This window comes from Azospirillum himalayense (assembly GCF_042657465.1).
GTDB classification, from domain to species: domain Bacteria; phylum Pseudomonadota; class Alphaproteobacteria; order Azospirillales; family Azospirillaceae; genus Azospirillum; species Azospirillum himalayense.
In genome coordinates this window covers 86,318-109,696 of the sequence record NZ_JBHSLC010000005.1, presented here as the reverse complement: position 1 = coordinate 109,696, position 23,379 = coordinate 86,318, and the positions used below count along the sequence as shown (strand labels likewise).

Below are 23,379 nucleotides of genomic sequence, written 5' to 3'. Positions count from 1 at the left end.
GTGCGGCACCTCGATCCGCCGGACGGTCCGCCATGCCCACCCTTCTCCGCCCCTTTCAGCGGCGTGGCGCCTTGCGCCTGATTCCCGCCGCCATCCTCGCCCTGTTCGTCCGCCCCACGCGGGCCGAGGACCCGCGCCTGTCCGAAATCTGGAGGTGCGGCGGCGGCGACTGCCCCGGCTACGAGTATCACCCCCGCGACGGCGACCCGGAGCACGGCGCGCCGGCGGGCACCGCCTTCCAGGATTTGCCGGCGGACTGGTTCTGCCCACGCTGCGGCGCCGGCAAACCGGATTTCCGCCGGATGGGCGGTTGATCAGAAAATTGACATTGCCATACCCTGTTACTTCAGCAATTATTGCTGTCATGGACGATACAGACCGCAGAATCATCGCGCACATCCAGCAGGACGGACGCGCTTCCTACGCCGACATCGGAACGGCGGCCGGACTCTCGGTGTCCGCCGTGAACGAGCGGCTGAAGAAGCTGCAGGCCAACGGCGTGATCCAGGGTTGGGGGGCGCGGCTGTCCCCCAAGGCCGCCGGGCTGGACGTGCTGGCCTTCGTCGATGTGCTGCTCGACCGTCCGGAGCATGACGCGCCCTTCCGAGACGCCATGCGCGCCACGCCGGCGGTCCAGGAGTGCCACCACGTCACCGGGGACTGGTCCTATCTGCTTAAGGTGCGGGTAGCTGACACGGAGGCGCTGGAGCGCTTCCTGTCCGACCGGCTGAAGGCCCTGCCCGGCGTCGTGCGCTCCCACACCGTGATCGCGCTCTCCTCGGTCAAGGAAACGCCGATCCTTCCCATCGATTCAGACTGACCCACCCGGAGCATCCGCCATGGAGACGCTGCCCGCCCTGCTGAAGGGCCTGATCATCGGATTCAGCATCGCCGCCCCGGTCGGACCGATCGGGCTTCTGTGCATCCGGCGCACCCTGGCCGACGGGCCGGCGCATGGCTTCGTCAGCGGGCTGGGTGCCGCCAGCGCGGACGCGGTCTATGGCGCCATCGCCGGCTTCGGGGTGGTTCTGGTCACCGACGCGCTGCTGGGCGCGCAGGTGGCGCTGAAGCTGGTCGGCGGACTGATGCTGCTGTGGCTGGGCTGGAGCACCCTGCGCGCCCGTCCGGCGGAGCGCGCCGCGGACGCCCGCGGCGGCGGCGGTCTGGCCGGGGCCTACGCCTCCACCTTCGCGCTGACGCTGGCCAACCCGGCGACGATCCTCAGCTTCGCCGCGGTGTTCGGCGGGCTGGGCGTGTCGGCGGGGGACGGGAGCAGCACCGGCGTGGCCGCCCTGCTCGTCGCGGGCGTCTTCACCGGGTCGGCGATGTGGTGGTTGGGGCTCAGCGCCTCGGTCGGGGCGTTCCGGCGCCGGGTCACGCCCGCCGCCATGCTGTGGATCAACCGCGTCTCGGGTGCGGTCCTGGGAGTGTTCGGGATCGCGGCCCTCGCCTCCCTCCTGTGAGGGGACGGGATACGCTGGTCACCCGGAGCAAATCAGAACAGAATGGTCACCGGGCCGCCCAGCGCGACCGCGGCGGCGATCAGAATGGCCACCGCCGTCAGCTTCTCCGCCGCCGACCAGCGCTGCCAATCCTTTTTGAAACTCTTGAGATCCTGGGCCATGGCAACCTCCGCCATCCCTGACTGTCCGTGTTGAGAGCGACATTGGACGCTTCCAGTTGATGTTTGGTTAACGTCGCCCGGAAACTCTTTCATCCATCGCAATGCCACAGGTAATCGGAAGAAAAACTGATGCAAGTCAAATAGAGGGCAAAAGCGGGTACAATTTTCGGCATCCCCCATGAGGAGGCCCCCTGGCGCGTCCCGCGTCCCCCGGATGGAAGGGTTTCCACCGACGGTCCGATGCCCCAAATCCCTTTGGACACCCATCGACGCGTCGGCGCCGGACAAGCCTGACCAAGCCCACAAGACATGAGGTGCTGGCGGTGAGCGGACTGAAGATCGGACTGGCCCTCGGCAGCGGGGCGGCGCGCGGCTGGGCGCACATCGGCGTTCTGCGCGCGCTGGAGGAGATCGGGGTCGAGCCCGACGTGATCTGCGGAACCTCCATCGGCGCGGTGGTCGGCGCGGCCTACCTGACGGACCAGCTGGACGAGTTGCAGGCCTGGGCGCAGAGCATGGGCTGGCTCGGCATGCTCGGCATCATCGACCTGACCTTCCGCCGCGGCGGGCTGCTGGCCGCCGACCGCACCTTCGACCGCTTCCGCAACCATCGCACCGAAGTCACCATCGATCAGCTGCGCAAGCCCTTCGCCGCGGTCGCCACCGACCTCAGCACCGGTCGGGAGATCTGGCTGCGCGACGGGCCGATGCTCAGCGCGGTTCAGGCGTCGGCTGCCATGCCCGGCCTGTTCCCGGCGGTGCGGCGCGACGACCATTGGCTGGTGGACGGCGCGCTGGTCAACCCGGTGCCGGTGTCGCTCTGCCGCGCGCTGGGCGCGGACGTGGTGATCGCGGTCAACCTGAACAGCGAGCTGTCGCCGCTGAGCCGCCCCTCCGGTCGCGGCGCCGCCAAGCTGCGCAAGGCGGCGGAGGCGAAGCCGGCCCAGATGCAGGCGTCTCAGATGCAGGAGGCCCGGATGCAGCAGGCCCAGCCCGTGCCGGAGGTGGCGATGGCCCCGGCGGGGGACGCGACCTCGCCCGTCTTCTCCACCCTGACCTCGCAGATCGCCTCCTGGATGGGACGGCGTCCGGCGGCGCGCACGCGCTTCCTCGCCGACCAACTGACGCGCGCCCCGGCCTCCGACGTGCCGCCCAACGTGATGGACGTGATGGCCGGGTCCATCGACATCATGCAGGACCGCATCACCCGTTCCCGCCTGGCCGGCGAGCCGCCTGACGTGCTGATCGCGCCGCGCCTCGCCCACATCGGCATCCTGGAGTTCGACCGCGCGGAGGAGGTGGTGGAGATCGGCTACGGCGCTGCCTCGATCCTCAAGCCGGCGCTGGAACTGGCCCTGCGCCGGGCGTAGCCGCATTCAGACGGGAGCCGCCGGCCACATCCAGGTCAGCTCGTGCTTGTTGTGGTTCAGGTGCAGCACCCGCCCGCCGGGGATTGCGGCGAAGGCGCGGGCCGTCTCGTGGTCGGTCTCGGCTTGGAACTTCAGCGTGCAGATGAAGCGCTTGGCCAGCCCGCTCTCCATCCACTGGTTCACCAGCCGCAGCAGACGCGTGGGGTAGCAGATCACGTCGCAGCACAGCCAATCCACCGGCCCGACGTCCTGCGGCTTCAGGCCGAAGGCGCTTTCCTGGCGGAACTCGATGCGCGGCAGGGCGGCGATGGCCGGGTCGAGTGGCGCCTTGTCGACGCTGACCACGCTGGCGCCCAGCTCGTGCAGCACCCAGCTCCAGCCGCCGGGGCAGGCGCCGAGGTCGATGCAGCGGTCGCCCGGCCCCGGCTGTTCGCCGAACAGGGTCAGCGCTTCCCACAGCTTCAGATAGGCGCGGTTGGGCGGCACCGTCCGGTTCTCGATGAAGGTGACCTCGCCATGGCGGTAGGGGCTGGAACAGCGCGCCGCCGCGACGATGGTGTTCTCGTCCAGCAGCGTCCAGGAGCCCAGCGGGGCGGTCGGCAGCGGCGACGGGAAGACCACCGGCTTGGCCGAGACGTGGGGCAGGTTCTCCTGGATCAGGCTGGCCCGGCGGTGATGGCGCAGCGTCCAGAGCGCCCAGTTGCGTTGGATGGAGCGGAGCGCCCGCGCGCCCTCCTTGATCGACGCGAACTCGATCCGCACCGGGTCGTACCAGATGTTCTGCGCCCAGGCCGCCGGACGCGCCGGCCCGTCGGCGAAGACCAGCCGGTCCTCCACCGCCGCCACGTCGCCCAGTTCGGCCACGAGGTCCTGAACAAAGCCTTCGGGCGCCAGATAGATGGTCTGCCCCAGTGGGGTCTGCGCCGGGGTCGGGCGGGCGGGCGAAGTGTCGGATGAGTCGCTCATGCCGAGGGGCTAGCGCCCCTGGCGTTCGATTGCAAGAGCGCGGTCGAAGAAATCGGCGATCTCCGCGTTCAGTCGCTCGTGGAAGGCCGTCCGGTCGAAGCCCGGCGGGTCCCAGGCGGGCGGTCCGACCTCCGCCGCGATGGCGGCCGGAAAGGGCATCAGGAAGGCGAAGTGCCCGGCGTCGCGCACGACCTCGTATTCGGGTGGCACGGGCAACCGGTCACGCAGGCCCTCGACCTGGGAAGCCGCGATCTGCTCGTCCCGTTCCGCCCGGTACAGGCGGATGGGGATCGTCACCCCGGCGAGGCCGTCCTTGGAGAAGGGAACGCCGACCGGCGCCATCAGGACGGCGGCACGGATGCGCGGGTCGCGCGCCTCGATGCGGGCCTGCGTCTCCTCGTTCCCGAGATGGCAGAAACGCTCACCGGCGGGCGGGGTTCGGCAATGGGCGGCGATGCGCCCCAGCTCCGCCACCCCGCCGGCGGCCACCAGAACCGTGTATCCGCCCGCCGAGAAGCCGAGGGCGCCGACGCGTTCGCCGTCGAGGCGGTCGGCCAGCTCCGGTTCTGCCAGGAGGTGATCGAGTGTGGCGGACAGCTGGGCCGGGCGCTTGCGCCACATCCGCTCGGTGCCGGCGTCCCGGTCGTCGTCGAAGGCGTTGCCCCGGTGATGAACCGCCGCGACCACGTAGCCCCGCCGGGCCAGAGCCATGGCGGTGTCCGCGTGGCCGAAGGCGCTCCCCCCAGACCCGTGGGACACGACCACCAGCGGGTGGCTCCCCTCGGCCACCGGCCCGCCCTCCGCCACCTGGAACCTGAAGGGGCCGCGCCGCACCGGCGTTTCCGGCGCGTCCGTCGGATACCAGACCACCGCGCGGGCCATGCCGCCGTCCGCCGGATCGGTGAAGGCCAGCGCGCGCATGCCCACCTCGGCCGCGGCAGCACCAGCCCAGAGGATCGCGACCCCGGCGATCGGCAGCCACCCCATTCGCAGCACCGTATCCTCCCACCGCTTGAAGAAAGGCATCGACTTCCGAGGTAGCCGCATCCCCCGTTCGCTTGGGCTGTGACATTCCGCCGCAATCCGCTCAAATTTGGCTGTCATGATTCAGATCAATTGACAATCATTCTCAGTCGCAGCACATTGCCCCCAGCAAGACCGCACAACATGCACCGCTGCCGGGGGCCCATGTACGTCTGCATCTGCCACGCGCTGAACGACAAGCAGGTTACCAAGGCGCTGGAGAACGGCGCCCGCACCCCGGCCTCCGTGTTCCGGCATTATGAGCGTCAGGTCCAGTGCGGCAAATGCGTTCCGATGATGCGGGAGATGGCCCAAAGCCATTGCGCGAACCAGTGCCAAGCCTGCCCGAGCCACGCCGCAACGCAGCAGCCAGCCCTGCTGCCGGAGCCGGCCAACGCAGAAAGCTTCCCCTACGGCGTCGCGGCGGAGTGACGGGCTTCGCCCCCTACCCCACCAAGTCTCTTCAACAACACCTCGCAGTCCCGCGCGGCGGAAGAACAGCAATCGGCGCCTGATAACCGTAGAGCGCCTTTTTAATCCGGAATCCGCGCGGGCTATTTCGGGAATGAACGGTCATTTGCGCCGTTCTTTTCCGCTTTCCGTAAACCAGACTCTCCCTTTCGGCTGCGACAAATCGCCATAGACTTATACTCCTGACCCGCTTGACGGGGCAGAGCCGATCGTGCAGAAAGAGTCCAACCGGATTCAAGAAATCCGAAGCATTCGGAGCGGCGCGGAACGCTCCTGACTGGACAGGACACAAAAAAAATCAAGTCTTCTGGAACTGGAATTGCTTTTCATATGTCTATGAAAGGCAACCGGTTGGTTTTCTTATTTAGGCGATGCAGCAATGAATTTTTGCAATGCACATACTTTTGAAAACACGATGCAGGTGCGCAGAGCCAACCTGGAACGCCGCCTGGACATCCGGCTGAAGGACCCCGAGCGATCCGAAAGGAGGAGCGAGAGATGAGCCGCCGCAACCGGCACGCCCACGACGCCAAATGCCGTACCCTGCTTCAGGCGACCGCCGACCGGCTGGACCGGTTGCGGTCGCAGGTGGAGCGGTTCGGCCTTGAGGGTCACCAGGGCGTGAGCCGGGACGAGTTGGAGCGCACGCTGGACACCCTGCGCGGCCAGCACAACCGCCTGTCCGCTCGCGTCGAGGCGGCGCGCATCGCCACGGATGACGCCTGGACCTTCGCCCGGGCGATTGCCGACCAGGCGGCGGCGGAATTGACGGACGGCCTCGACGGCATGGAAGCCCGCCTGAAGCGCGTGGCGGCTTGACGCGGCGGCCGGGCCGGTTTACTCGGCCTTGAGCAGCATGACGGCACCCGGCCCGGCCGCCGGAGCGGCCGGCGGCACACCGGGCAGGATGATGCGAACCACCGTGCCCTCCCCAGGGGCGCTGCACAGGTCCAGCCGCCCGCCATGAGCCTCGACGAAGCGTTTGGCGAGCGGCAGCCCCAGCCCGGTGCCGGAATGGGCCTTGGTCATGTAGCTGTTCACTTGGCGGAAGGGCTCCAACGCGATCTGGATGTCCTCCGGCGACATGCCGATGCCGGAATCGGCGACGGTCAAAACCACGCAGCCCCCCTCGTCGCGCACCGCATCCGCGCGCACGCAACCGCCTGCCGGCGTGAACTTGATGGCGTTGGACAGCAGGTTCAGCACGGCCTGCCGCAGACGGATGGCGTCGGCCATCACCGTCAGGCCGGTTTCGACGGGCGCGCTCTCGACCCGCACGCCCTTCTGACCGGCCAGCGCCTCCATCAACTCCAGGCATTCCCCCAACAGCACGGCGACGCGCACCGGCTCCGGATAGAGTTCAAGTCGCCCCGCCTCGACCTTCGCCATGTCCAGCACGTCGTTGACCAGCGACAGCAGATGCTGGCCGGAGGCGTGGATGCTGGCGATGTAATCCTGGTGCTTCGGCGGGCTCGGGCCGAACAGGCCGGACAGCAGAGCCTCGCTGAAGCCGATGATCGCGTTCAGCGGCGTGCGCAGTTCGTGGCTCATGTTGGCGAGGAAATCGGATTTGGCCAGATTGGCGGCCTCGGCATGCTCCTTCTCGGCCTCCAGCCGGCGGCGCTGTTCCGCCAGCATGGCTTCGCGGGCGATGCGGGCCTCGCGTTCCGCGTGGCGGCGGCGGCGGACATGGCGCGTCACCACCAGCGACAGCACCAGCGTCGCCAGACCGGCGCCCGCCGCACCGGCCAGGATGGTGGTCCGCGTCCGGTTCAACTGGCTGCTGATCTGCTCGAACGGGACGGCCACGATGATCGACCAGCCGGTCTGCTGCGACCGGTGAACGAGAACCAGCGCCTCGTGCCCCTCCCGCGTCGTTGCCGAAAACAGCCCCGGAGTCTGCCCCATCAGCCGGGGGACCATCATGTCCCTCACCCTTTGGCCGACATGCCGATCCGGATCGTGGGACCGCGCAGCGATGACCATGGCGGGATCGACGACCGACACCGTCCACGCCGCGGGGATTCCGGACCCGCGCAGCACGGCGTCCAACCCGTCCAGCCCGACCGCCAGCGACAGCACATGCCGGACTGGTGTTTCCGCGGGGTTGTCCGGGTCCAGGATCGGCGTGCGGACGATCAGCGCCGGACGCCCCGGCGGCCCGCCCGGAGGCAGGACACCGCCGACCACCATCCGCCGCAGGTCGGCCGCCTGCCGCGTCACATCGTCCAGACGCGGCGGCGGCAGGGACGCGCCCAGCGGGTACTGGGTATGGAACAGGAAGGACATGTCCTCCACCGCCACCAGCCCCATCGCCAGCCAGCCGGGTTGACTGCGCACGGCCTCCGCGGCTTCCGATTTCAGCAAGGCGAGATCGTTCACCGTTTTGCGGCTCAGCGCGGCCAGAAGTTCAAGAGGACGGGCCTTGCTTTCCAAGTCCCGGTCGATGGCAACCATCACCGAACGGGCCTGCGCCGCCAGTTCCGCCGCCAGCACGTCCTGCTGCCGGAGATCCAGAATCCAGACCACCACCGCCAGGAACAGCAGCAGCGGGGCGATGGCGGCGAGCCCCAGACCAAGCGTCGATGAGGGCAGTCGCAAGACACTCTCCGACCGTTGACGGAAACGGACTGGCGTTAGGACTGGAAAGGGAAAGGCGGCGCGCCTCCCCCTCCAATGGGTCGCGCGCATCCGCCCTCCTGTCAAGCCCGCCGGTTGTCCGTCCCCCCGCGCTCACCCCACCGCCGCGAGAATGCGGGCGAGTTCCACCGCCGTCTTGACCCCCATCTTCTCGAAGACATGGGCGCGGTGCACCTCGACGGTCCGCATGCTGATTCCCAGCTCGTCGGCGATGACCTTGTTCAGTTTGCCGGCCACCACCAGACCCATCACCTGCCGTTCGCGCTGGGTCAGTGTCGCCAGCCGGGCGGCCACGCCGGCCTGCCCGGCCTGCCGCGCCCGCTCCCCGGCGTCGAAGGCCAGCGCCTCGATCACCCGGTCGACGAGGTCGTTGTCGTTGAAGGGCTTCTCCACGAAGTCGCGGGCGCCCTTCTTCAAGGCCGACACGGCGATGGGCACGTCGCCGTGGCCGGTCAGGAACAGCACGGGCATCCGGCAGCCCATGGCGGTCAGCCGGTCGAACAGCTCCAGCCCGCTCATCCCCTCCATGCGGATGTCCAGCAGAAGACAACCGGTCATCGCAGAGTCGTAGTCGGCAAGGAACGCCTCCGCCGACGGCCAGGAGGCCACCGGGACGTTGCGCGACTGGAACAGCCAGCCCATGGCGTCGCGGATCGCCTCGTCGTCATCGACGATGTGCAGCTTCGGCTCACACATCGGCGGCTCTCTCGTTGTGGGAATTCGCCACGCCGGTCATCGGCGGTTCGGACAGGACCGGCAGGGAGAAGAGGAACACGGTGCCGCCATCCGGCGCGGGCTCGAACCACAGGCGCCCCTGGTGGTGCTCGATGATGGACCGGCAGATGTTCAGGCCCATGCCCATGCCCTCGGTCTTGGTGGTGAAGAAGGGAGAAAACAGTTTTTCCGCATTTTCGGACGAAATGCCACAACCGCGGTCCTGGATGCGCGTCAGGACGGCCCCGTCCTTCGCCTGCACCGTCACGCTCAGCCGGCGGCGGTCGCGACGGGTCGCCGCCATGGCTTCGATGCCGTTGCGCATCAGGTTCATCACCACCTGCTGCAACAGGATGCGGTCGGCCATCACCGCCGGCAGGCCGCGCCCCACCTCCAGCACCAGCTTCACCCCCTGCTGGCGGGCATCGGCCTCCATCAGCGCCACGCAATCCTCCAGCATCTCCGACAGACAGCAAGGGGCGACGTTCGGTTCGCTTTTGCGCACGAAGTCGTGAATCCGCCGGATGATCTGGCCGGCCCGCCTGGCCTGCCCGGACAGCTTCTCCAGCGCCGTCGCCAGCTCGTCCGGCCGGATGCTGCCCGCTTGAAGGCGGTTGAGGCAGCCGGTGCAATAGCTGGCGATGGCGGACAGCGGCTGGTTCAGCTCATGCGCCAGGGTCGAGGCCATTTCACCCATGGTGATGAGCCGTGCGGTCTGCTGAAGCCGTTCCTGCTGCTGGCGGGCCAATTCCTCCGCCCGCTTGCGCTCGGTGATGTCGAGGACGGAGCCCATCCAGCCGGTGTGCCGCCCCTTGGCGTCGATCAGCGGCGCCTCGTAGATCAGCGCGTCGAACCGCTCGCCGTTGGCCCGGCGGAAACGCAGCTCGAAGCCGTTGGCCGGCGCGTTGCCGGCCAGCACGGCGCGGAAGACCTCCTCGGTGTGGACCAGATCCTCGGGCAGCCAATAGGGCATGACCGGCCCGGCCCCCACCAGCTCCTCCGCCGACCAGCCGACCATGCGGCAGAAGGCCGGATTCACATAGATGATGCGCCCGTCCAGATCGCGGGCGCGCATGCCCACCGTCAGGCTGTCCTCCATCGCCTTGCGGAAGGCGTGCTCGGCGCGCAGGGCCTCCTCCGCCCGGATGCGCCGGGCGATGTGGCGGCGCACCGCCCACAGGCTCCACAGGGCCGAAACGGTCAGCGCGAAGATGGCGGCGATCAGGATGTTGCGCCCGAGATTGCCGGAGAGCTGATGCAGCGTGGCGACCAGGGTCAGGCCGTGCCCAGGCGGATCGAAAGGCACGATGTGGCTGCGCCGCGGCTCCGGCATCGCGATGCGCGACTTGGTCCCCAGCACCGCCCCATAGGGGTCGATGACTTCCAGCTGGTAGCGCTGGGCGAACCACCAGGGGACGTGATGGGTCAGCAGGGCGTCGATCGACAGCACCCCGGCGAGTGCGCCCGCGAACTCCTGCCCACGGAAGATCGGGATGACGATCTCGAAGGCGGTGTCCGCGGCCCCCAGCCGGTAGGGCGCCGAATAGGCCCGGCGGCCCGAGGAGCGGGCGATCAGGAAGGCGTCGGCGCGCGGGCTGGGGCCGAAGGCGTCGTCCAGCGCCGGCCCGTCCTCCACCGGCGGCTCCGACCGCACCGGCCGGCCCTGCGGGTCCAGCCGCACCACGCGCTGGATCGCCGGATTCACCGTCACGATGTGGCGCGCCATCACCGAGTAGTTCACCGGTGTGGTGTCCTCGCGCCCCAGCGATTCGGCGAGATACTGCAGCTTCTCCTCGTCGGAGGTGAGTTGGAAGTGGAGATTCTGCTCCACCCACAGCACGTCCTTGATGAGGGTGAGCGTCTCCTCCTCCCGCTCGCTGCGGTGGAGCACCCACAGGAAGACGCCGAACAGAAGGACGACCAGCGCCATCGCCACGATGGGCATGGCCTGCACCGGGCCGCGCTGGCCGAGGCCATGGGCGGCGCTGGCCGCACCACCGGTCATGGGCGGGAGAGGTGTTGGCACGGCAACCAATATGTCACGTTCACAGCTACGGATTTCCACAATAGCGTCGGGGAGGAAATTATCGAACAATGAAAGAATATCAAAGGCCGGACCATCAGTCTGACCAACAACAAGTGGAGGATGACCCCTATGAAGTTCGTTTCGCTGCTGTGCGCCACCGTCGCCGCCGGCTGCCTGATGGCCGCCACCGCCGCCACCGCGCAGGAGCCGATCGTCATCAAGTTCAGCCACGTCGTCGCTCCGGAGACCCCGAAGGGCAAGGGCGCCGAGAAGTTCAAGCAGCTGGCCGAGCAGCGCACCGCCGGCAAGGTGAAGGTCGAGGTCTACCCGAACAGCCAGCTCTACAAGGACAAGGAGGAGCTGGAGGCCCTGCAGCTCGGCGCCGTGCAGATGCTGGCCCCGTCGCTGGCCAAGTTCGGCCCGCTGGGCGCCAAGGAATTCGAGATCTTCGACCTGCCCTACATCTTCCCGTGCAAGGCCGCCTTGGTGAAGGTCACCACCGGCACGATCGGCAAGCAGCTGTTCCAAAAGCTGGAGAACAAGGGCATCACCGGTCTGGCCTATTGGGACAACGGCTTCAAGATCATGAGCGCCAACAAGCCGCTGCACGCCACGGCGGACTTCAAGGGCCTCAAGATGCGCATCCAGTCGTCGAAGGTGCTGGACGCGCAGATGCGCGCGCTCGGTGCCCTGCCGCAGGTGATGGCCTTCTCCGAGGTCTATCAGGCGCTGCAGACCGGCGTCGTCGACGGCACCGAGAACCCGCCGTCCAACATGTACACCCAGAAGATGCACGAGGTGCAGAGCCACGCCACGCTCTCCGACCACGGCTATCTGGGCTACGCGGTCATCGTGAACAAGAAGTTCTGGGACGGCCTGCCGGGCGACGTCCGCACCCAGCTCGACGGCGCGATGAAGGAGGCGACCGAGTACGCCAACAACATCGCCCAGGAAGAGAACGACAAGGCGCTGGAGGCGATGAAGGCCGCCGGCAAGACCAAGTTCTACGAGCTGACCAAGGACGAGCGCGCGTCGTGGCGCCAAGCCATGCTGCCGGTCCACGAGGACATGGCGTCGCGCGTCGGCAAGGAACTGCTGGCGAGCATCAAGACCGAGACCGACGCCGCCAAGTGCGAGTGATCAAGAGCGTCTGATCGGGCGGCACCGCCGCCCGGTCCAATCAAGCAAGACCAACGCACAGCCCTCGGCAAGCGCCCGCTCACTCGACGCGGGCGCTTCCTCCTGCGCGCGGAGCCACCATGCCCATGAAAATCCTAGACCATCTGGAGGAGATTCTTATCGCCTTCCTGATGGCAGCGGCGACGACGATCATCTTCATCTCGGTCGCCCACCGTTACGCCGCCGGCTTCCCCATCATCCAGGACTACATCCTCCACTGGAATCTGGCCTGGGCGCAGGAGCTGTGCATCTACATGTTCGTCTGGATGGCGAAGTTCGGCGCCGCCTACGGTGTCCGCACCGGCATCCATGTGGGCGTGGACGTCCTCATCAACAAGCTGTCCACGCCCCTGCGCGCGAAATTCATCGTGTTCGGCCTGCTGGCCGGCGCGACCTTCACCGGCGTGGTCGGCACGATGGGGTCCACCTTCGTCTGGCACATGTCGGACACCGAACAGGTGTCGGCCGACCTGGAATGGCCGATGTGGATCATCTATCTGGCGATCCCGCTCGGCTCCTACCTGATGTGCTTCCGCTTCCTTCAGGTGATGGTGAACTTCCTGCGCACCGGCGAGTTGCCGCACCACGACCACGGCCATGTCGAGGGTCTGGAAGAGGACACCACCGACCCGCAGCGCGCCGCGCAGGACGTCAACTGGTACGAGATGGACGACAACCTGCACCCGCACGACATCGCCCATCACGAGGGCCGCAAGCCCGGCAACGGCCCTGTCATTGATAAGGGACCGAAGGAGAACGACCGATGAACGCCGCCATCATCTTCGGCCTTCTGCTGGTTCTTATGCTCACCGGCATGCCGATCTCGATCTCACTCGGCCTGACGGTTCTGACCTTCCTCTTCACCATGACCAACGTGCCGATCGAGGCCGTGGCTCTGAAGCTGTTCACCGGCATCGAGAAGTTCGAGATCATGGCGATCCCGTTCTTCATCCTGGCCGGCAACTTCCTGACGCACGGCGGCGTGGCCCGGCGCATGATCAACTTCGCCACGGCGATGGTCGGCCACTGGCACGGCGGCCTCGGCCTTGCCGGCGTGATGGGCTGCGCCCTGTTCGCGGCGGTGTCCGGCTCCAGCCCGGCGACGGTGGTGGCCATCGGCTCCATCGTGCTTCCGGCGATGGTCGCCCAGGGCTTCCCGAAGCAGTTCGGCGCCGGCGTCATCACCACCTCGGGCGCGCTGGGCATCCTGATCCCGCCGTCCATCGTGATGGTGATGTACTGCGTCGCCACCAGCGGCACCGCGCACTCCGCCTCCGTCGGGCAGCTCTTCATGGCGGGCGTCATCCCCGGCCTGATGCTGGCCTTCGTGCTGGGCGGCGTCACCTGGTACCGCGCGCGCAAGTTCGGCTATCCGCGTCTGCCCAAGGCCAGCCTGGGCGAGCGCTTCAAGGCCTTCCGCGAAGCGATCTGGGGCCTGTCGCTGATCGTCATCGTCATCGGCGGCATCTATTCCGGCGTCTTCACGCCCACCGAAGCCGCGGCGATGAGCGCCGTCTACGCCTTCATCATCGCGGTCTTCGTCTACAAGGACATGCCGCTGCGCGGCGTGCCGAAGGTTCTGCTGTCCTCGGCCAGCATGTCGGCGATGCTGCTCTACATCATCACGAACGCGGTGCTCTTCTCGTTCGTGCTGACGTCGGAGAACATCCCGCAGGCGATCGCCGACTGGATCGTCAACCAGGGTCTGGGTGTGATCGCCTTCCTGCTGGTGACGAACATCCTTCTGCTGATGGCCGGCAACTTCATGGAGCCGTCGTCCATCGTGCTGATCATGGCGCCGATCCTCTTCCCGGTCGCCATGAAGCTGGGCATCGACCCGGTCCATTTCGGCATCATGATGGTCGTGAACATGGAGGTCGGCATGTGCCACCCCCCGGTGGGCCTGAACCTCTACGTCGCGTCGGGCATCACCAAGATGGGCATCACCGAACTGACCGTGGCCGTCTGGCCGTGGCTGCTGGCGATGCTCGGCTTCCTGGTGCTGATCACCTACGTGCCGATCATCTCCACCTGGCTGCCGCGCGCTCTGGGGATGATGTAATCCCCCGTTGCCGGGCAAAAGCCCCTAAGGAAAACCCCTCGCCGGAGCGATCCGACGAGGGGTTTTCCTTTTCCGGGGAAGCCGAAGGACGTCACGCCTTCTTGACGAATTCCGACTTCAGGTTCATGGCGCCGATGCCGTCGATCTTGCAGGCGATGTTGTGGCCGTCGGCCCCATCGACCAGACGGATGTTCTTCACCTTGGTGCCGCCCTTGACGACCAGGGACGAGCCCTTGACCTTCAGATCCTTGATGACCGTCACCGCGTCGCCGTCGCTCAGCGCGTTCCCGTTGGCGTCCCGCACCCCCTGATCCGCCGCCGCGTCCGCACCCGCGCCGCCTTCGGCCTGCGGGCTCCATTCATGGGCGCATTCGGGGCAGATCCACAGCATGCCGTCCTGATAGACATGCTCGGAGTTGCATTTCGGGCACTTCAATCCGTCGTCCATATCATCCTCGCCTTTCGGGAGCGGCATCCTAGTGCGGCGAGGCGAAAAGCGGAAACGCAACTTGCCCGCGGCGGGCATGCGCGCCCATCGCAGGCAAGTTGCGTGTCGTCACGGGCCGCTTACGCTGCCTTGATCGAGGCCAGGAACCTCTGCACCTCGTCGCGCAGATCGACGAAGCGGGCCTGAAGGGTCTGGGCAACCTCCACCGACTCGCGGGCCGCCGTCGCCACCTCCGACGAGGCATCGGAAGCGACCGCGATGCTGCGGGTCACGGTGTCGGCCTCGCCGGCCACGGTGCGGACCTTCTCGGCGATCTCGCCCGTCGCGGCCAATTGCTGCTGGACCGAGGCGGCGATCTCCGCCGAGCGCTGGCTGAGCTGGCCGATGGTCTCGGTGATGGCGCCGATGGCGGACACCGTTTCCTGCGTGACCGACTGGATGGCCCCGATCTGGGTGGCGATCTCCTCCGTCGCCTTGGCGGTCTGGCTGGCCAGATTCTTCACTTCGCTCGCCACCACGGCGAAGCCCTTGCCGGCCTCCCCGGCCCGCGCCGCCTCGATGGTCGCGTTCAGGGCCAGCAGGTTGGTCTGACCGGCGATGGAAGTGATGAGGCTGGTGATCTCGCCGATCTTGGCGGCGCCGGCGGCCAGCGCCTCCACCGTCTTGCGGCTGGCGTCGGCACGGTCGATGGCCTGGGCGGACATGGCCACCGACTGCTTCACGCTCTCGGCGATGCTGCGGATCGACTGGGTGAGCTGCTCCGCCGCCGCGCTGGCGGTCTGGACGGTGCGGCTGGTCTCGTCGGCGGCACCGGCCACCGAGGCGTTGCACTGGTCGGCGCGCAACGCGCTCTCCAGCATGCTGCCGGCGCTGCCCTTCATCTGCGAGGCGGCGGTGGAGGCCTCGCCGACCGTCGCCTGGACCGAGCGGTCGAAGGCGGCGGCAAGGCGGGTCAGCCGCTCGCCCCGCTGCGCCTCCTCCGCCTGCCGGGCCAGCTTCTCGGCTTCGAGCTGCTGGCGGTGCTGGGCGTTCTGGCGGAGCATGTCGATGGTGCGGGCCATCGCCCCCATCTCGTCGCGGCGGTCCAGGGCCGGCACGGCGACCGCGTAGTCGCCCTGGGCCAGCCGGCCGACCATCGCGGTGATCTGCATCAGCGGGCGCGTGATGGCCGAGACGACGAGGTAGAGCGCCGCCATGATGGCGAGGAAGGCGACCACCCCGACGGCGATCTGAGTCGCCGCGTCGGCGGTCACCCGCGCCTCCACCCGGTCGGTGCGCAGGCGCAGGACAAACTCACCGATGGTCTTGCGCTGCCCGGCCTGCCCGCCGACGATGGGCTTCACCACCTCGATGAAACCCTTCGCGGCCTTGGTGTCACCGACCTCGGCGACCACCTTGGCCTTGTCGTCGCGCACCTGGGCGCCGAGGAAGTCGGGATCGGAGGATGGCGCCTTGGCGACCTCGCGCACCTGCTCGGTGTCGAAGTCATAGAGCGGGATCGCCGCCGCGCGGGCCTGCAGCGACGCCACCATGTCAGCGCGCGCCGCCAGCGTTTCCTTCGCCTGGTTGGCCGAGCTGTGCACGCCCCAGGCGATGGCCAGCACCTGATAGACCAGCAGCACGCCGCCGATCAGAAGCATCGCCCGCAGGCGCAATCCCACACCACCACCCTGATTACCGTCCGCCGAGCCGTTGACCGTCATGATCCGCCCTTTTTCTTTCTGAACAACTGGTTGCCGAACGGTCGGCGCCCAATGCTGCGTGCCGGTGACGTCACTGGGTCGCCTTGAACCCGGCTTCGAGCTTCGCCAGAACCGCCGCGGCGTCCGGAGTCTTCTTGGACACGACGACGTAGACGTCCAGGCTCTGGACCGGCGTGGCCTTCAGGTCGGCAAGCGTCTTTCCACCCAATGCCTGCTGCATCGGCAACGAGTACTGGAGCAGGGTCGGCGCCCGCCCGGCCTGGAGAAGCTGCAGCGCCTGATCGGCGGTGCGCGCGTCGACCAGCTGCACCTTGTTGGCCGGATCCTCCATCCAGGCGCGCCAGCCGCCATAGGAATAGCCGTTCAGCGCGATGACCGCCTTGCCCGACAGATCCTCCTTCGCCTTCACTGCCGGAGCTTCACCGATGCCATAGGCCTTCAGCTCGATCCGGGCGATGGGGGCGGCGCTGATCAGCGTGGATCCATCGAACTCCTTGACCGTGCGGATGCCCAGGAAGATGTTGAACTCGCCGTCCGCGATGCCGGAGAAGAGGCGGCGGGCCGGGGCCGATTCGGCGGTGTAGGCGATGCCGGCCGCCTTGGCAGCCTTGTCGAAGGATTCGATCAGGCTGCCCTTCGCGGCCCCGCCATCGGTCTGGGTATAAGGCGGGAACTCCACATAGCCGAGCTTGACGCCGTCGGCCCGAGCCGGAGCGGCCATACCGGCAACGGCTCCGACCATGGCTCCGATCAGGCTGGCGAACACCCCGGCCCGCAGCGTCCGCCGGGCGCCTCCGGCAACATTCGCGTTCATACGGCTTCCCCTTGTTGCATCGTTCCGTGCTCAAGGCTGCGCAAACGCCACCTTATGCGAGCATTTTCCAAGAAACATACCTCTTTCTGCGACCAGCCTCCACAAGGATAGGGCTGCAATATTGAAATCTGATGGCAGTCCTTAAACAATCCTGACCGGTTGCGGAAAGCCGAACGCCGGACATAAGCTGACCACCGTTTGTCCCTCGCCGAGGCCCCCTTCCGTGAACTCCGTCTTCCTGCCGACCGCCTGCCCGCACGATTGCCCGAGCACCTGCGCCCTCGAAGTGGAACGGGTCGCGCCGGACCGCATCGGCAAAGTCCGCGGGGCCGCCGCCAACAGCTACACGGCGGGCGTCATCTGCGCGAAGGTCAGCCGCTACGCCGAGCGCGTTCATTCCCCGGATCGGCTGAGGACGCCCCTGCGGCGCACCGGCCCCAAGGGGTCCGGCCAATGGGCGGAGATCGGCTGGGACGAGGCGCTGGACCGCATCGCCGACGCCTTCCTGGACGCCGAGCGGGTCCATGGCGCGGAAGCCGTCTGGCCCTACTTCTACGCCGGCACCATGGGGCTGGTGCAGCGCGGCGGCATCCAGCGGCTGCGCCACGCCAAGGGCTATTCCCGGCAGATCAGCACGGTCTGTGACACGCCGGCCAACATGGGCTGGCTGGCCGGCCACGGCGACATCCGCGGCGCCGACCCGCGCGAGATGGCCGACAGCGACCTGATCGTGAACTGGGGCGGCAACCCGGTGGCGACCCAGGTCAATGTGATGACCCACGTCAGCCGCGCCCGCAAGGGCCGCGGGGCGAAGCTGGTCACCATCGATCCCTACCGCACCGGCACGGCGGAGGTGTCGGACCTGCATCTGATGCTGCGCCCCGGCACCGACGGGGCGCTGGCCTGCGCGGTGATGCACGTGCTGTTCCGCGAGGGGCTGGCCGACCGCGCCTATCTCGACCGCTACGCCGCCGGGGCGGACCGGTTTGAGGCGCATCTCGCCACCCGCACGCCCGAATGGGCGGCGGCGATCACCGGACTGACGGCGGAGGAGATCGTCGGCTTCGCCCGCCTCTACGGCGCCACCAAGCGCAGCTATCTGCGGCTGGGCTACGGGCTGACGCGCGCCCACAACGGCGCGGCGCAGATGCACGCGGTGTCCTGCCTGCCGGTGGTCACCGGCGCCTGGGCGCACAAGGGCGGCGGGGCGCTCTACTGTTCCTCGGGCATCTACAGCATCGACCGCACCCTGTCGGAGGGGCTGGACCGTCTGGACACCTCGGTTCGCGGCTTCGACCAGTCGCGCATCGGCGCGGTGCTGACCGGGGAGGACATCACCGGCGGCCCGCCGGTCACCGCCATGCTGATCCAGAACACCAACCCGGCGGCGATCTGTCCGGACAGCGCCCGCGTGCGCCGCGGCTTCCTGCGCGACGACCTGTTCGTGGCGGTGCACGAGCAGTTCATGACCGACACGGCACAACTGGCCGACATCGTCATCCCCGCCACCACCTTCCTGGAACATGACGACCTCTACCGCGGCGGCGGGCAGATGCACATCCTGATCGGCCGCAAGGTGATCGAGCCACAGTTCGAGGCGCGCGAGAACCACTGGGTGATCACCGAACTGGCCCGCCGCGTCGGCGCCGAGCATCCGGGCTTCGGCATGAGCGCGCTGGAGATCATCGACTCCATGCTGAAGACCTCCGGCCTGACCGACGCCGCAACCCTGACGGAACAGCGCTGGATCGACGCCCAGCCGGATTTCGAGACCTCGCATTTCCTGAACGGCTTCGCCTTCCCGGACGGGCGCTTCCGCTTCGCGCCCGACTGGGCGGCGCTCGGCCCCTACGGCGCCGGCCAGTTGCCGGAGCTGCCGGACCACATGGCGCCGGGCCGCCCGGCCGACGCCGAGCATCCCTTCCGCCTCGTCACCGCCCCGGCGCGGCAGTTTCTCAATTCCAGCTTCACCGAGACGGTGACCGCCCAGCGCCGCGAAGGCCGTCCCACCGTGCTGATCCATCCGGAGGACGCGGCGGACCTTGCCCTGGCCGACGGCGATGCCGTGCGCCTCGGCAACGGGCTGGGCAGCGTCGTCGTCCACGCCAAGCCCTTCGCCGGGGTGCCGCGCGGCGTGGTGATCGTGGAAGGCATCTGGCCGAACAGCGCCTTCCTGGAGGGAATCGGGATCAACACCCTGACCTCGCCCGAGCCGATCCCGCCGGCGGGTGGTGCCGCCTTCCACGACACGGCGGTGTGGCTGCGCGCCGCCTGAACTGGCCCCGAAATCCATCACCAGACATGATCCGTCCCATCTGAACAAATCATTTTTCACGATGGCCGGACTGCCCTAGCCTCCCTCCACGGAACATCGAAAGCGGAGGGCGGCGCGATGCCGGTTCACACCACACTGACCCAGCGCCTGGGCCTGTCCCACCCCATCGTCCAGGCCCCGATGGCCGGGGGCGCCGACACGGCGGACCTCGTCGCCGCGGTGGGCGAGGCCGGCGGCATCGGTTTCATCGGGGCGGCCTATCTGTCCCCGGACCAGATCGCCGAGCGGGTGCGGGCGATCCGCGCCCGGACCGCCCGCCCCTTCGGGATCAACCTGTTCGCCCCGCTGCCCGCGCCCGACGCACCGGACGCCGGGAGGATGGATGCTGCGGTCGCCCGCATCACGCGCTACCACGCCGACCTCGGCCTGCCCGCCCCTGGCGCACCGGCTTTGGGGGCTGACGGCTTCGCCGCCCAATTGGCCGCGTCGCTGGACTGCGGGGCCTTGGCCTTCAGCTTCACCTTCGGCCTCCCGCCTGCCGACGCGCTGGCTGCCATCAAGGCGCGGGGCATGCTCCTGATCGGCACGGCGACCACCGTCGAGGAGGCCGTCGCACTGGAGCAGGCGGGGATGGACGCCGTGATCGCCCAGGGGGCGGAGGCCGGCGGACACCGCGGCAGCTTCGCAACGGGCCCAGGCGGGGTTGACTTTGCCGCCGGTCTGGTCGGCACCATGGCGCTCATCCCACAGGTTGTGGACGCGGTGAACCTGCCGGTTTTAGCCTCCGGCGGCATCATGGACGGGCGCGGCATCGCGGCGGCACTGGCTCTGGGCGCCGCCGGCGTGCAGATGGGCACCGCCTTCCTGACCTGCGCCGAAGCCGGCATCCCCGAGGCGCACAAGCAGGCGATTCTCGATGCCCGCGAGACGCAGACGCGGGTGACGCGTGCCTTCTCGGGCCGTCCGGCACGCGGGATCGTGAATCGGGTCATGGAGGACATTGCGGACGACGACGCCCTGCCCTTCCCCCTGCAGAACACGCTGACCCGCCCGATGCGCACCGCCGCCGCTCAGCAGGGCCGGGCGGAATTCCTGTCGCTGTGGGCCGGACAGGGTGTCCGTCTGGCGCGACGGCAAACGGCGGCGGAGCTGATGGCGCGGCTGGTGGACGAAACCGACGCCGCGGTCCGGCGCCTGACCGGCATCATCTGACGGGTGGCGGTCAACCCGCCATCGTGGCTTCGGCGCAGACACGGTTGCGCCCGCCGCGCTTGGCGGTGTAGAGCGCCTCGTCAGCGCGGCGCAGCAGGGCCAGCAAATCCTCGCCGGGACGGTATTCCGCGGCGCCGACCGACAGGGACACCGATCCGTAATTGGCGTTGCGCGTCCGGTTGATGATCTGCCGCGACCCCACGGAGGCGCGGAGCTGCTCGGCCACCTTCACCGCGTTGGCGAGGGCGGTGTGAGGCAGGATGACGCTGAACTCCTCCCCGCCATAGCGGGCGACGGTGTCGCGGCCCTTCACCCCCTCGGTCAGCACCTTGGCGACCAGCTTCAGCACATGGTCGCCGACGAGATGGCCGTGAGTGTCGTTGAAGCGCTTGAAATGGTCGATGTCCACCATCAGGAGGGTCATCGGCATTCCGGTCTGCACCGCCTCCTCCGCGGCGGAGGCCAGCGCCAGATCGAAGCCGCGCCGGTTGACGATGCCGGTCAGCCCGTCGGTCATCGCCTCCCGCCGCGCGGAGTCCAGAACGACGCGCAATTCGGCCAGTTGCTGGCTGGATTCGAGAAGCTGACTCTGCAGGCGGGTCTGGCGGTCGACGATGGCGGTCGTCTCCGCCGCAATGGCCGCCACCATGGCGCGCAGCTCGGCCAAGCTCATCGGCTGGTCCAGTTCCCCCCGGAAACCGGCCAACGCCTGCCCATAGCGATCGGTTTCCGAGCCGACGGTGCCCAACTGGTCGAGAATGCGTCCCAAAGCGACGCGCGCGCGCTCCGACGTTTCCCGGATGGCCTGGGCTTCGGCGTCGAGCGTGAAGAAGCGCTTGTACAGCTCGTCGCAATGGCCTTGCGACAGCGTGGCCCCGTCGCGCTGGGCCAGTTCGATGGCCCGAGTCAGGTCCGGGTTCTGCCCGCCGAAATAGGCGTACCAGAGGGTGAAATTTTCCGGATTCGGCAAAAGTCCATGCACGGCGATCCGATCCATGGCGCGGCTCGCGAGAATCCGCGCCGTCTCGAAATCCTGATCGCCCGCCATCACGCCCGCCTTTCCACCGCGCTTTTGAAAAAAGCTACCGCAGCGGGAAAGAGACGGGCAAGCAACTTTCCAGTCGGGTTATTATATTACAACCGAAGGGAAAGTTACTTGCGCTTTCCTCAGTTGCACTGACCCACGGATTTCTCGGCGCAGACCGTCGTGCCGTCGATCCAGGTGGCGCCCGACAGATCGGCGTGCCGCAGGTCCGCCCCGCCCAGCCGCGCCCCGGTGAAGTCGGCCTTCTGCAGAATGGCGTTCACCAGCTTGGCGTTGCGCAGGTCCGCCTCCTTCAGAGAGGCCCCCGTCAAATCGGCACGCGTGAAATCGGCCTCGATCAGGCGGGCGCCGTCCAGCTTCACCCCCGGCATGGTGGCGCTGAAGAATTTCGCGCGATAGCCGTCGGTCTCCGACAGGTCGGCGTCCTTCAGCGTGGCCCGCTGGAAGGTGGCGTCGCGCAGCATCGCCCCGGCCAGCTTCACAGACGACAGATCACGCCCATCGAAATAGCAGCGGCGCCAGTTCACCTTCGGCTGCGCCGGGTCGGTGCATTCGGCCAATGCGGCGGAGGGGACCAGGGCGGTGCCCAGGAAGGTGGAAAGTACCGCGAAGGCGGCGAAAATTGTCGTCTTCATGGGCCAACAGATAGTGTCGCAGGAGCCCAATAACAAAGGGTCCGGCGCAACAAAAGGCGGTGGCGGGCAGCGACTTACCGTCACGCCCCCTTCGGCGCCCGCAACCCGACCGACCGACCGGCCTGAGGCGGTACGGGCAGAACCGCGTGCTCCGCCGCAGCGTGGACCAACCGTTCTGCAGCCTCCGGCGCCAGTGGCACCGACCGGCGCTCCGCCAGATCGACATGGACCAGGACGAATTCGGCCGTGGCGGCGAGAAAGCCGTCCTCCTCGTGGCGCATTTCGTGGAACAGATGCAGCCGCTTGGCGTCCGCGCCCAGAACCAGGGAGGCAAAGGTCAGCCCGTCGCCCTCCGTTACCTCGCGGGCATAAGTCAGGTGCGCCTCCACCGCGAACATCGACCGCCCCTCACCCTCCGCGTAGGCCTTCCCGATCCCGAAATGGTCGAGAACGGCGTCGGTCGCGTGATCGAAGGCGAGCAGATAGTAAGCCACGTTCATGTGGCCGTTGTAGTCGATCCACTCCGGGCGGACCGTTTCCCGATGCAGGCGAAGCGGGGTGGGCGAATGGTTCATGCCCTCAAGGATAAGCGATGCCGCCACGCTTTGGGAACCGGCTTGCACAAGGCAACCACTCACACGCTCAGGTTTTTCAAGCTCTGAACAACCATCCTTCACGAGTGCCGCGCGCGCCTCGTTCCATAGGATGGAGACGCGACGAACACGCGCCTTCTCCTTGCAAAACGTAGAGGTGACCATGTTGACATTGGCTCAAAACGCAAACAGCAAGACTGATTTTGCCAAAGCTCACGAAAAGGTGCCCAACTTGATCGTCGACCTGGAGAATGTGGCGCTGGCAACGCTTCAAAAATATGTCGACACCACTTTCAGCAACAGGCGCCAATATGATTTCACCGGCCGGAACGGCGACCGTGCATTGAGCGCTTTGGAAAAGGCCGCCTCCAGCGGAACCCCCACCTGCACGGTCCTGTGGAACATCCACCAGCACCAGACCCGTCCGCTGAAAGCCGCCGGCAACTGCAAGCACTTCACCGTTCGGGTGCCGGGCGAACCGAACGATCTGCATTTCTATGTCAACACCGACGGCAGCCGGATCAGCTACATCAGCTTCGACGCCGACACCTATTATCAGATCAAGAAGTTCTAAAGCAG

Annotated in this window: 24 protein-coding genes; 12 read left to right on the top strand and 12 right to left on the bottom strand. The window is 67.6% G+C overall.

Going from position 1 to position 23,379, the window contains the following annotated elements:
* Window positions 1-32: 32 nt before the first annotated feature.
* Genes ACFPMG_RS03950 through ACFPMG_RS03940 form a run of 3 tightly spaced genes read left to right on the top strand, consistent with a single transcriptional unit; the run spans window position 33 to window position 1,463 of the window.
* The gene (locus ACFPMG_RS03950; RefSeq protein ID WP_376993917.1) at window positions 33-314 is read left to right on the top strand and encodes a rubredoxin; all 282 of its coding nucleotides are present in this window, start codon (window positions 33-35) and stop codon (window positions 312-314) included.
* A gap of 50 nt (window positions 315-364) precedes the next feature.
* On the top strand, window positions 365-820 hold the full coding sequence (locus ACFPMG_RS03945) for an Lrp/AsnC family transcriptional regulator (RefSeq protein WP_376993916.1): 456 nt from the start codon (window positions 365-367) through the stop codon (window positions 818-820).
* Between the two features lie 19 nt (window positions 821-839).
* Window positions 840-1,463 carry a LysE family translocator gene (locus ACFPMG_RS03940; RefSeq protein WP_376993915.1) on the top strand — a complete coding sequence of 208 codons (624 nt, stop codon included), beginning with the start codon at window positions 840-842 and terminating at the stop codon, window positions 1,461-1,463.
* A 32-nt stretch (window positions 1,464-1,495) separates the two neighbouring features.
* Here the strand turns inward: ACFPMG_RS03940 and ACFPMG_RS03935 are convergent, their stop codons facing one another.
* Complete coding sequence (locus ACFPMG_RS03935; protein ID WP_376993914.1) at window positions 1,496-1,624, bottom strand: hypothetical protein; 129 nt, start codon at window positions 1,622-1,624, stop codon at window positions 1,496-1,498.
* 314 nt (window positions 1,625-1,938) lie between these two features.
* Between ACFPMG_RS03935 and ACFPMG_RS03930 the strand changes: the two genes are divergently transcribed.
* The gene (locus ACFPMG_RS03930) at window positions 1,939-2,994 is read left to right on the top strand and encodes a patatin-like phospholipase family protein (protein WP_376993913.1); all 1,056 of its coding nucleotides are present in this window, start codon (window positions 1,939-1,941) and stop codon (window positions 2,992-2,994) included.
* A 6-nt stretch (window positions 2,995-3,000) separates the two neighbouring features.
* On the opposite strand, the gene ACFPMG_RS03925 is transcribed toward ACFPMG_RS03930, so the two are convergent.
* Both ACFPMG_RS03925 and ACFPMG_RS03920 read right to left on the bottom strand, forming a co-directional pair.
* The gene (locus tag ACFPMG_RS03925; protein ID WP_376993912.1) at window positions 3,001-3,960 is read right to left on the bottom strand and encodes an SAM-dependent methyltransferase; all 960 of its coding nucleotides are present in this window, start codon (window positions 3,958-3,960) and stop codon (window positions 3,001-3,003) included.
* A 9-nt stretch (window positions 3,961-3,969) separates the two neighbouring features.
* On the bottom strand, window positions 3,970-4,947 hold the full coding sequence (locus tag ACFPMG_RS03920) for an alpha/beta hydrolase family protein (RefSeq protein WP_376993911.1): 978 nt from the start codon (window positions 4,945-4,947) through the stop codon (window positions 3,970-3,972).
* A gap of 201 nt (window positions 4,948-5,148) precedes the next feature.
* Here ACFPMG_RS03920 and ACFPMG_RS03915 point away from each other — a divergent pair, with 201 nt between their 5' ends.
* Window positions 5,149-5,415, top strand: a complete 267-nt coding sequence (locus ACFPMG_RS03915) for a (2Fe-2S)-binding protein (RefSeq protein ID WP_376993910.1) — start codon at window positions 5,149-5,151, stop codon at window positions 5,413-5,415.
* A gap of 537 nt (window positions 5,416-5,952) precedes the next feature.
* Window positions 5,953-6,273, top strand: coding sequence for a hypothetical protein (locus ACFPMG_RS03910; RefSeq protein WP_376993909.1), 321 nt, complete (start codon window positions 5,953-5,955; stop codon window positions 6,271-6,273).
* An 18-nt stretch (window positions 6,274-6,291) separates the two neighbouring features.
* On the opposite strand, the gene ACFPMG_RS03905 is transcribed toward ACFPMG_RS03910, so the two are convergent.
* The 3 genes from ACFPMG_RS03905 to ACFPMG_RS03895 all read right to left on the bottom strand — a co-directional run bounded on the left by ACFPMG_RS03905 (window position 6,292) and on the right by ACFPMG_RS03895 (window position 10,813).
* Window positions 6,292-8,055 (bottom strand): sensor histidine kinase, encoded by a 1,764-nt coding sequence (locus ACFPMG_RS03905; RefSeq protein ID WP_376993908.1) that lies wholly within the window; start codon window positions 8,053-8,055, stop codon window positions 6,292-6,294.
* Window positions 8,056-8,187: 132 nt separating this feature from the next.
* Window positions 8,188-8,790 (bottom strand): response regulator transcription factor, encoded by a 603-nt coding sequence (locus tag ACFPMG_RS03900; RefSeq protein WP_376993907.1) that lies wholly within the window; start codon window positions 8,788-8,790, stop codon window positions 8,188-8,190.
* A complete protein-coding gene (locus ACFPMG_RS03895) occupies window positions 8,783-10,813 on the bottom strand; it encodes a sensor histidine kinase (protein ID WP_376993906.1) in 2,031 nt (676 codons plus the stop codon). The genes ACFPMG_RS03900 and ACFPMG_RS03895 overlap by 8 nt, the downstream gene beginning before the upstream one ends.
* A gap of 150 nt (window positions 10,814-10,963) precedes the next feature.
* Here ACFPMG_RS03895 and ACFPMG_RS03890 point away from each other — a divergent pair, with 150 nt between their 5' ends.
* From ACFPMG_RS03890 to ACFPMG_RS03880, 3 genes are all read left to right on the top strand, one after another.
* Entirely contained in the window at window positions 10,964-11,974 is a 1,011-nt protein-coding gene (locus ACFPMG_RS03890; protein WP_376993905.1) for a TRAP transporter substrate-binding protein, read from the top strand.
* A 119-nt stretch (window positions 11,975-12,093) separates the two neighbouring features.
* Entirely contained in the window at window positions 12,094-12,780 is a 687-nt protein-coding gene (locus tag ACFPMG_RS03885; RefSeq protein WP_376993904.1) for a TRAP transporter small permease, read from the top strand.
* Window positions 12,777-14,075 (top strand): TRAP transporter large permease, encoded by a 1,299-nt coding sequence (locus tag ACFPMG_RS03880; protein WP_376993903.1) that lies wholly within the window; start codon window positions 12,777-12,779, stop codon window positions 14,073-14,075. The genes ACFPMG_RS03885 and ACFPMG_RS03880 overlap by 4 nt, the downstream gene beginning before the upstream one ends.
* 91 nt (window positions 14,076-14,166) lie before the next feature.
* On the opposite strand, the gene ACFPMG_RS03875 is transcribed toward ACFPMG_RS03880, so the two are convergent.
* The 3 genes from ACFPMG_RS03875 to ACFPMG_RS03865 form a co-directional block, all read right to left on the bottom strand.
* Window positions 14,167-14,523 (bottom strand): zinc ribbon domain-containing protein YjdM, encoded by a 357-nt coding sequence (locus tag ACFPMG_RS03875; RefSeq protein WP_376993902.1) that lies wholly within the window; start codon window positions 14,521-14,523, stop codon window positions 14,167-14,169.
* A 119-nt stretch (window positions 14,524-14,642) separates the two neighbouring features.
* A complete protein-coding gene (locus ACFPMG_RS03870) occupies window positions 14,643-16,226 on the bottom strand; it encodes a methyl-accepting chemotaxis protein (RefSeq protein ID WP_376993901.1) in 1,584 nt (527 codons plus the stop codon).
* Between the two features lie 70 nt (window positions 16,227-16,296).
* Window positions 16,297-17,040 (bottom strand): hypothetical protein, encoded by a 744-nt coding sequence (locus ACFPMG_RS03865; protein ID WP_376993900.1) that lies wholly within the window; start codon window positions 17,038-17,040, stop codon window positions 16,297-16,299.
* Window positions 17,041-17,263: 223 nt separating this feature from the next.
* Between ACFPMG_RS03865 and ACFPMG_RS03860 the strand changes: the two genes are divergently transcribed.
* Both ACFPMG_RS03860 and ACFPMG_RS03855 read left to right on the top strand, forming a co-directional pair.
* Complete coding sequence (locus tag ACFPMG_RS03860) at window positions 17,264-19,315, top strand: molybdopterin oxidoreductase family protein (protein ID WP_376993899.1); 2,052 nt, start codon at window positions 17,264-17,266, stop codon at window positions 19,313-19,315.
* 48 nt (window positions 19,316-19,363) lie between these two features.
* Window positions 19,364-20,527, top strand: a complete 1,164-nt coding sequence (locus ACFPMG_RS03855) for an NAD(P)H-dependent flavin oxidoreductase (RefSeq protein ID WP_376994019.1) — start codon at window positions 19,364-19,366, stop codon at window positions 20,525-20,527.
* A gap of 10 nt (window positions 20,528-20,537) precedes the next feature.
* On the opposite strand, the gene ACFPMG_RS03850 is transcribed toward ACFPMG_RS03855, so the two are convergent.
* The 3 genes from ACFPMG_RS03850 to ACFPMG_RS03840 form a co-directional block, all read right to left on the bottom strand.
* The gene (locus tag ACFPMG_RS03850; RefSeq protein WP_376993898.1) at window positions 20,538-21,575 is read right to left on the bottom strand and encodes a GGDEF domain-containing protein; all 1,038 of its coding nucleotides are present in this window, start codon (window positions 21,573-21,575) and stop codon (window positions 20,538-20,540) included.
* Window positions 21,576-21,694: 119 nt separating this feature from the next.
* Window positions 21,695-22,207 (bottom strand): pentapeptide repeat-containing protein, encoded by a 513-nt coding sequence (locus ACFPMG_RS03845; RefSeq protein ID WP_376993897.1) that lies wholly within the window; start codon window positions 22,205-22,207, stop codon window positions 21,695-21,697.
* An 80-nt stretch (window positions 22,208-22,287) separates the two neighbouring features.
* Window positions 22,288-22,782, bottom strand: a complete 495-nt coding sequence (locus ACFPMG_RS03840; protein WP_376993896.1) for a thioesterase family protein — start codon at window positions 22,780-22,782, stop codon at window positions 22,288-22,290.
* A gap of 181 nt (window positions 22,783-22,963) precedes the next feature.
* On the opposite strand from ACFPMG_RS03840, the gene ACFPMG_RS03835 reads away from it, so the two are divergent.
* Window positions 22,964-23,374, top strand: coding sequence for a hypothetical protein (locus ACFPMG_RS03835; RefSeq protein WP_376993895.1), 411 nt, complete (start codon window positions 22,964-22,966; stop codon window positions 23,372-23,374).
* The last annotated feature ends 5 nt before the right edge of the window (window positions 23,375-23,379 follow it).

What these genes read in the sequence shown, in the direction of transcription:
- ACFPMG_RS03935 (WP_376993914.1), bottom strand. Translation starts at nt 1,624, where the DNA reads ATGGCCCAGGATCTCAAGAGTTTCAAAAAGGATTGGCAGCGCTGGTCG.
- ACFPMG_RS03845 (WP_376993897.1), bottom strand. Translation starts at nt 22,207, where the DNA reads ATGAAGACGACAATTTTCGCCGCCTTCGCGGTACTTTCCACCTTCCTG.
- ACFPMG_RS03920 (WP_376993911.1), bottom strand. Translation starts at nt 4,947, where the DNA reads ATGGGGTGGCTGCCGATCGCCGGGGTCGCGATCCTCTGGGCTGGTGCT.
- ACFPMG_RS03840 (WP_376993896.1), bottom strand. Translation starts at nt 22,782, where the DNA reads ATGAACCATTCGCCCACCCCGCTTCGCCTGCATCGGGAAACGGTCCGC.
- ACFPMG_RS03850 (WP_376993898.1), bottom strand. Translation starts at nt 21,575, where the DNA reads ATGGCGGGCGATCAGGATTTCGAGACGGCGCGGATTCTCGCGAGCCGC.
- ACFPMG_RS03880 (WP_376993903.1), top strand. Translation starts at nt 12,777, where the DNA reads ATGAACGCCGCCATCATCTTCGGCCTTCTGCTGGTTCTTATGCTCACC.
- ACFPMG_RS03870 (WP_376993901.1), bottom strand. Translation starts at nt 16,226, where the DNA reads ATGACGGTCAACGGCTCGGCGGACGGTAATCAGGGTGGTGGTGTGGGA.
- ACFPMG_RS03865 (WP_376993900.1), bottom strand. Translation starts at nt 17,040, where the DNA reads ATGAACGCGAATGTTGCCGGAGGCGCCCGGCGGACGCTGCGGGCCGGG.
- ACFPMG_RS03915 (WP_376993910.1), top strand. Translation starts at nt 5,149, where the DNA reads ATGTACGTCTGCATCTGCCACGCGCTGAACGACAAGCAGGTTACCAAG.
- ACFPMG_RS03945 (WP_376993916.1), top strand. Translation starts at nt 365, where the DNA reads ATGGACGATACAGACCGCAGAATCATCGCGCACATCCAGCAGGACGGA.
- ACFPMG_RS03895 (WP_376993906.1), bottom strand. Translation starts at nt 10,813, where the DNA reads ATGACCGGTGGTGCGGCCAGCGCCGCCCATGGCCTCGGCCAGCGCGGC.
- ACFPMG_RS03875 (WP_376993902.1), bottom strand. Translation starts at nt 14,523, where the DNA reads ATGGACGACGGATTGAAGTGCCCGAAATGCAACTCCGAGCATGTCTAT.
- ACFPMG_RS03940 (WP_376993915.1), top strand. Translation starts at nt 840, where the DNA reads ATGGAGACGCTGCCCGCCCTGCTGAAGGGCCTGATCATCGGATTCAGC.
- ACFPMG_RS03890 (WP_376993905.1), top strand. Translation starts at nt 10,964, where the DNA reads ATGAAGTTCGTTTCGCTGCTGTGCGCCACCGTCGCCGCCGGCTGCCTG.
- ACFPMG_RS03950 (WP_376993917.1), top strand. Translation starts at nt 33, where the DNA reads ATGCCCACCCTTCTCCGCCCCTTTCAGCGGCGTGGCGCCTTGCGCCTG.
- ACFPMG_RS03925 (WP_376993912.1), bottom strand. Translation starts at nt 3,960, where the DNA reads ATGAGCGACTCATCCGACACTTCGCCCGCCCGCCCGACCCCGGCGCAG.
- ACFPMG_RS03910 (WP_376993909.1), top strand. Translation starts at nt 5,953, where the DNA reads ATGAGCCGCCGCAACCGGCACGCCCACGACGCCAAATGCCGTACCCTG.
- ACFPMG_RS03835 (WP_376993895.1), top strand. Translation starts at nt 22,964, where the DNA reads ATGTTGACATTGGCTCAAAACGCAAACAGCAAGACTGATTTTGCCAAA.
- ACFPMG_RS03900 (WP_376993907.1), bottom strand. Translation starts at nt 8,790, where the DNA reads ATGTGTGAGCCGAAGCTGCACATCGTCGATGACGACGAGGCGATCCGC.
- ACFPMG_RS03885 (WP_376993904.1), top strand. Translation starts at nt 12,094, where the DNA reads ATGCCCATGAAAATCCTAGACCATCTGGAGGAGATTCTTATCGCCTTC.